Source organism: Streptomyces capoamus (assembly GCF_014654935.1).
Classification (GTDB): domain Bacteria; phylum Actinomycetota; class Actinomycetes; order Streptomycetales; family Streptomycetaceae; genus Streptomyces; species Streptomyces capoamus.
The window spans coordinates 78783-83607 of sequence record NZ_BNBF01000022.1 but is presented as its reverse complement, the minus strand read 5'-3'; the positions used below and the strand labels follow the sequence as shown (position 1 = coordinate 83607).

General features: G+C 73.8%; 7 protein-coding genes. 4 read left to right on the top strand and 3 right to left on the bottom strand.

Features of this window, described 5'->3' with window-relative positions; all coding sequences use genetic code 11:
- Positions 1 to 484 (top strand): DUF1996 domain-containing protein (locus IE312_RS42315; protein ID WP_229900563.1); only part of this gene is annotated, 484 nt, incomplete at its 5' end.
- 81 nt (positions 485 to 565) lie between these two features.
- Here the strand turns inward: IE312_RS42315 and IE312_RS29295 are convergent.
- Positions 566 to 958, bottom strand: coding sequence for a hypothetical protein (locus tag IE312_RS29295; RefSeq protein WP_189985306.1), 393 nt, complete (start codon positions 956 to 958; stop codon positions 566 to 568).
- Positions 959 to 1055: 97 nt separating this feature from the next.
- On the opposite strand from IE312_RS29295, the gene IE312_RS29290 reads away from it, so the two are divergent.
- The 3 genes from IE312_RS29290 to IE312_RS29280 all read left to right on the top strand — a co-directional run bounded on the left by IE312_RS29290 (position 1056) and on the right by IE312_RS29280 (position 4320).
- Positions 1056 to 1574: a tetratricopeptide repeat protein gene (locus IE312_RS29290; RefSeq protein ID WP_189985363.1), complete on the top strand. Its 519-nt coding sequence runs from the start codon at positions 1056 to 1058 to the stop codon at positions 1572 to 1574.
- Positions 1575 to 1623: 49 nt separating this feature from the next.
- Positions 1624 to 3537, top strand: coding sequence for a hypothetical protein (locus IE312_RS29285; RefSeq protein WP_189985305.1), 1914 nt, complete (start codon positions 1624 to 1626; stop codon positions 3535 to 3537).
- Positions 3538 to 3630: 93 nt separating this feature from the next.
- Entirely contained in the window at positions 3631 to 4320 is a 690-nt protein-coding gene (locus tag IE312_RS29280) for a TetR/AcrR family transcriptional regulator (RefSeq protein WP_229900562.1), read from the top strand.
- A gap of 1 nt (position 4321) precedes the next feature.
- Here IE312_RS29280 and IE312_RS29275 read toward each other — a convergent pair whose 3' ends face one another.
- The gene (locus tag IE312_RS29275) at positions 4322 to 4684 is read right to left on the bottom strand and encodes a 5-carboxymethyl-2-hydroxymuconate Delta-isomerase (protein ID WP_189985304.1); all 363 of its coding nucleotides are present in this window, start codon (positions 4682 to 4684) and stop codon (positions 4322 to 4324) included.
- 32 nt (positions 4685 to 4716) lie between these two features.
- On the bottom strand, positions 4717 to 4825 hold a 109-nt coding region (locus tag IE312_RS42310), incomplete at its 5' end, for an alpha-1,6-glucosidase domain-containing protein (protein ID WP_229900577.1).

Below are 4825 nucleotides of genomic sequence, written 5' to 3'. Positions count from 1 at the left end.
CGTCGCGATGCCGCAGTTCCTGCGCATCATCACCGGTGACGCCAAGACCACCACCAACGGCCTGGCCAACGCCAACGCGCACTGGAGCTGCACCGGCTTCGAGAACAAGGTGCAGCTGACGCAGCAGTACCCGATCTGCCCGCAGGGCAGCAAGGTGGTGCGCACGTTCGCCTTCCAGAGCTGCTGGGACGGCAAGAACATCGACAGCGCCAACCACCGCACCCACGTGGCGTTCGCCGACCCGGCGAGCGGTGTCTGCCCTAACGGGTTCCAGGCGATTCCGCAGCTGACCATGCGGCTCGTCTACAACATCAACCCGCCGACCATCCAGAACGGCCAGGTGAAGAACGCCTACGCCGTGGACGGCTTCCCGGAGCAGCTGCACAAGGCGGCCACGGACCACGACGACTTCATCAGCGTCACGAAGAACGGTCTGGCCAACAAGATCGCCAACTGCATCAACAACGGTCAGAACTGCGCGTGATCCGGTAACGGACGCCAGACAGAAGGCCGGTGACGAGACCCCCCTCCCGTCACCGGCCTTCGTCCTGCCCGGGCACCGCGGTCAGCCGCTGTGCGCGTGGTGGTCGGCGCCCTCCTCCAGGTCGCCGCCGAGCGTGCCGCGCAGCGCCTCGACCACACCGCCGTCGCCGACGGCGACCCACTTGCGGCCGACCAGGTAGTGACCGCCGTAGTCCTTCGCGTCGTTGATCCACTCGCGCTGGCCGCGGTCGGTGGCGAAGGTGGCGAGGATGAACCTGCCGTCGCCGTTGCGGCAGAGGGCTTGGCGGATCTCGTCGGCGTCGGTCTGCATGTTCGGCTTGCACTTCACCTCGGCGGCCAGGCGCTCCAGGCTGCCGGTCGCGGTCGGCGGGACCGACTCGGTGTGCCCGCCCGAGCCGCACCCCGCCAGCGTCACGACGGCCGCGGCGCCGAGCAGCAGTCCTGTCAACCTCATCTGTTCCTCCGGTCCTCGTGTGAGAAGCATGCCCCAGCTCCTTCGGATACGGCTCCCGCGCGCGGTGCGCTCAAATCCGGTGACCGGGCGCGTACGGGTGTGCGAAGGTGGCGCGGTGAACGAGAACTGGGAAGACCGCGTGACCGCCGCCTGGGCCGCCTTCGACGACTACCCGGAGGAGCGCGCGCACGAGTTCCGCGCGCGGATCGACGCACTCGTGGCCGAACTGCCGGACGACAGCCCCCTGGGCCCCTTCGAACAGGCCTGCGCCTGGGACTCCACCGGGCACTCCGACCAGGCGGTGCCGCTGTACCGGGAGGCGCTGGCCCGCGGACTCGACGGCTACCGGGGCCGCCGGGCGAAGATCCAGCTGGCGAGTTCGCTGCGCAACACCGGGCAGGCCGAGGAGGGCGTCAAGCTGCTCACGCCCGAACTGGACGCCCCCTCGGACGAGTTGGACGACGCGGTGCGGGCCTGTCTCGCCCTGTGTCTGTCCAGCCTCGGCCGGGACCGCGAGGGCCTGTCCCTGGTGCTCGGTGCCCTCGCCCCCCATCTGCCGCGCTACCAGCGGTCGATGGCGAACTACGCGCGCGCCCTGCTCGAACCGGGTGTGTGAACCACTCGTCCGGCGGTGACCAACCACCGGCTCGCTCGTTCTCCCGGACGTGCAGTCACAGCATGTATCGCAGCGTCCCCCCTCCGCCGGCGGCACCGGCCCGGTCGGCGTCGAGCAGGCCGAGGCCGCGCTCGTCGAGCACTACCCCCGGCTGGTCCGGCTCGCCTACCTCGTGCTGCCGCCGGGTCTCGGCCGCGGCCGCCGCGTGCTGACCGCACACGCCCTCGCCCAGCGCGCGCTGCCCCGGAGCCGCAAGCTCCCGTCCGTCGTCCCGGCCCAGGCCTCGGGCCGGGAGGGCGACCCCGGGTACGCCTACCTGCGCGAGCGGGTGCTGCGGACGGCCCTGGAGGCGGCCCGCCCCCGCAAGGGCCTGCCCCGGCTCGCCCAGCTGCCCCCGTCGCTGCCCCAGGTGTGGGGCCTCCGGCTGTTCCCGCGTTCCGGCGGCGCCGACGAACTCGCTCTCGAACAGCGGCTGTCCGGCCTGTCCGGACCGGCCCGTGCCGCCTATGTCCTGCGCGGCCTGGAGAGGCTGCCCGACCCGGACGTCCGCGAGCTCCTCGAAGCCGTCGGCGTGACCGACCCGGGCGGCGCGCTGGCCTCGGCGAACAGCGTGCCCGCCCAGCCGGGGCTGCTGTCCTCCCCCGAGTTCGACCCGTGCTCGCTGCAGGCCCGGCCCACCGACCTGGTGCGCCGCCGCCAGCACACCAAGGCCGCCCTGGCCGCCGCCGCGGCGCTCGCGGTGTGCGGCGTGCTGGTCGCCCTGCCCGGCGGCGGCTGGGGCCCCGACGGTGCGGCAGCCCCCGCCTACGCCGGCAACCCGGCCGCCGAGGCCGCCCTCGACCCCGGCCGGCTGACCCGGATTCCCGCCGACGCCTGGCGCACCTCGGCCCGCACCGACTTCTCCGTGTGGCCCGCGCGCGGCCCGCTCACCGGTGACCAGGCCCTGCTGCGCCGCGCCCTCGCGGTCTGGGCCCGCCCCGGTGAGACCGTCCGGGTCTCGGCGACCCCGGGCACCCAGACCGGCGGTCCGGCCGGCCCGCCCCAGCTGCTGTACGCGGGCACGGTCGACGCCGCCCGGGTGGTGATCCTCTACGACGGTCTGCGCGTCGCCCGGTACGCCGAGCCGAAGGACGGCACGCAGGGCGCGGCCCTGGACTTCGCCCGGGTCGACGGCGCGACGGGCGCCGGGGCGAGCGCGCTCGTGCTGGGCCGCGCCGACGGCAACGTCCGCTACCTGACCGCGCCCTGGGTGACGGGGGCGGCCCAGCGTGACCTGACGAAGCCGGACGCGGCGGCGGTGCCGCTGACCCGTGCCGACGGTGTCACCGCGCCGCTGGCCAGCCCCGCCCTCAGGTCCGGCGCCTGCGCCTCGTGGACCGTGCTCCAGCTGACCGACGCCTCCGGCACGCACCTGGCCACCGACCTCGGCGAGCTGGTCCCGGCCCGGCTCACGGCCGGCCGGCCCGGCGCGGCCGGTGAGGTGACCGGCGCCCAGGCGCTGCGGACGTGGGCGCCGTTCGCCTGCTCCCTGGCGGCGGAGCGCTCGGCGGGCATCCGGAGCGTCAACGCCTGGGCGTACGCCGAGCAGCCGCTGCCCGACGGCAGCGGGTCCGGCACCTGGGTGTGCACCAGGGCCGAGACCTGGCGCGGCAACGGCACGGCCGCGCTGGCACTGTTCCGTACGCCCGGCGGGGTGGCCGGAACGGTCGTCGCCAAGGGCACGGACGTACCGGCCTGCGGGCCACGTGATCCGCATGTGCTGGCCGGGGTGCTATGGAAGTCGGCGGCGGGCTCCTGGTACCTGCTGGCGGCGGGCGGCAGGGACACGGCGTCGATCGGGGCGTCGGGCGGGGTCACCGCGTCCGGGCGGGGCCCGTTGCTGGCCGCGAAGGCCGCGCAGGGCGCCCGGGCTGACCTGACGGGAACGCTGGCGGACGGGCGGACGATCAGCGGACTGCACTAGCCGACGCCCACACCCACGCCCACGCCCACACCGGTCACAGGTCGCCGGAAGACGGGAACGCCGGCGGCCGGAATCGATCGGTAAAGTGTTCGCATGAGTACCGGGGTTCGCCGCAGGATGGGTGTCGAGGAGCGGCGGCAGCAGCTGATCGGTGTCGCCCTCGACCTGTTCAGCCGACGCTCGCCCGACGACGTCTCCATCGACGAGATCGCCACGGCGGCGGGCATCTCGCGCCCGCTCGTCTACCACTACTTCCCCGGCAAACTCAGCCTGTACGAGGCCGCGTTGCAGCGGGCGTCGGAGGATCTCGCGAGTCGTTTCGCCGAGCCCCACGAGGGCCCGCTGGGCGCCCGGCTACTGCGGGTGATGGGCCGGTACTTCGACTTCGTGGACGACCACGGCCCCGGTTTCTCGGCCCTGATGCGCGGCGGCCCGGCCGTGGGCTCCTCCACCACGAACGCGCTCGTCGACTCGGTGCGGCAGGCCGCGTACGACCAGATCCTGTCGCACCTGGACGTGCGCGAGGCGTCCGCGCGCCTGGAGCTGGTGGTCCGTTCCTGGATCTCGCTCGCCGAGTCCACGGCGCTGATCTGGCTGGACGGCCGGCGCGTGCCGCGTGCCGAACTGGAGCGCCAGCTCGTGCACGACTTCGCCGCGCTGGCCGCCGTCAGCGCGGCCTACGACCCGGACATGGCCGCGCTGCTGCGCACGATGGTGAAGGACGAGCCGGCCGACGGCCCCTTCGCGGAGCTCGTCGGCCGGCTGCTGTCCCTGGCGCCCTGAGCTACCGGTCGGCCTTCCGGTACGACGGGTCCAGGTCGCGGACCTCGGCGGAGGCGTGCACGGCGAACGCCGTGTCCGCCACGTGCGTGCGGACCAGCTCCACGACCGCCTCCGTCAGCTTCGCCTTCGTCTCGTCGCCGCGTCCGGCGAGGAGCCCGATCGTCACGTGCACGACGGCGTGCCCGCGCGCCCCGGGATCCTCGTACCCGAACACCGTGTACGCGCTCGGCCGGAACTGCGTCTTGCAGGCCTCCGGCTTGGCCGCCGCGATCTCCACGGTCGCCTCGTGCAGCGCCCGGGCGAAGCCCTCGCGGTCGAAGGCGTCCTCCACGATGTCCGAGTAGTCGACGGTGATCTGCGGCATGCGCACTCCTGTTCTACGGCGTCGGTCCGACCCTACTTCTCCGCCCGCGTGAACACCGCGACGGTCCGCGCCGGGACGGTGAACGTGCCGGAGCCGGCCGTGTAGGCGGCGGTCTTCACCACCGGGTCGGCACCGGAGGCC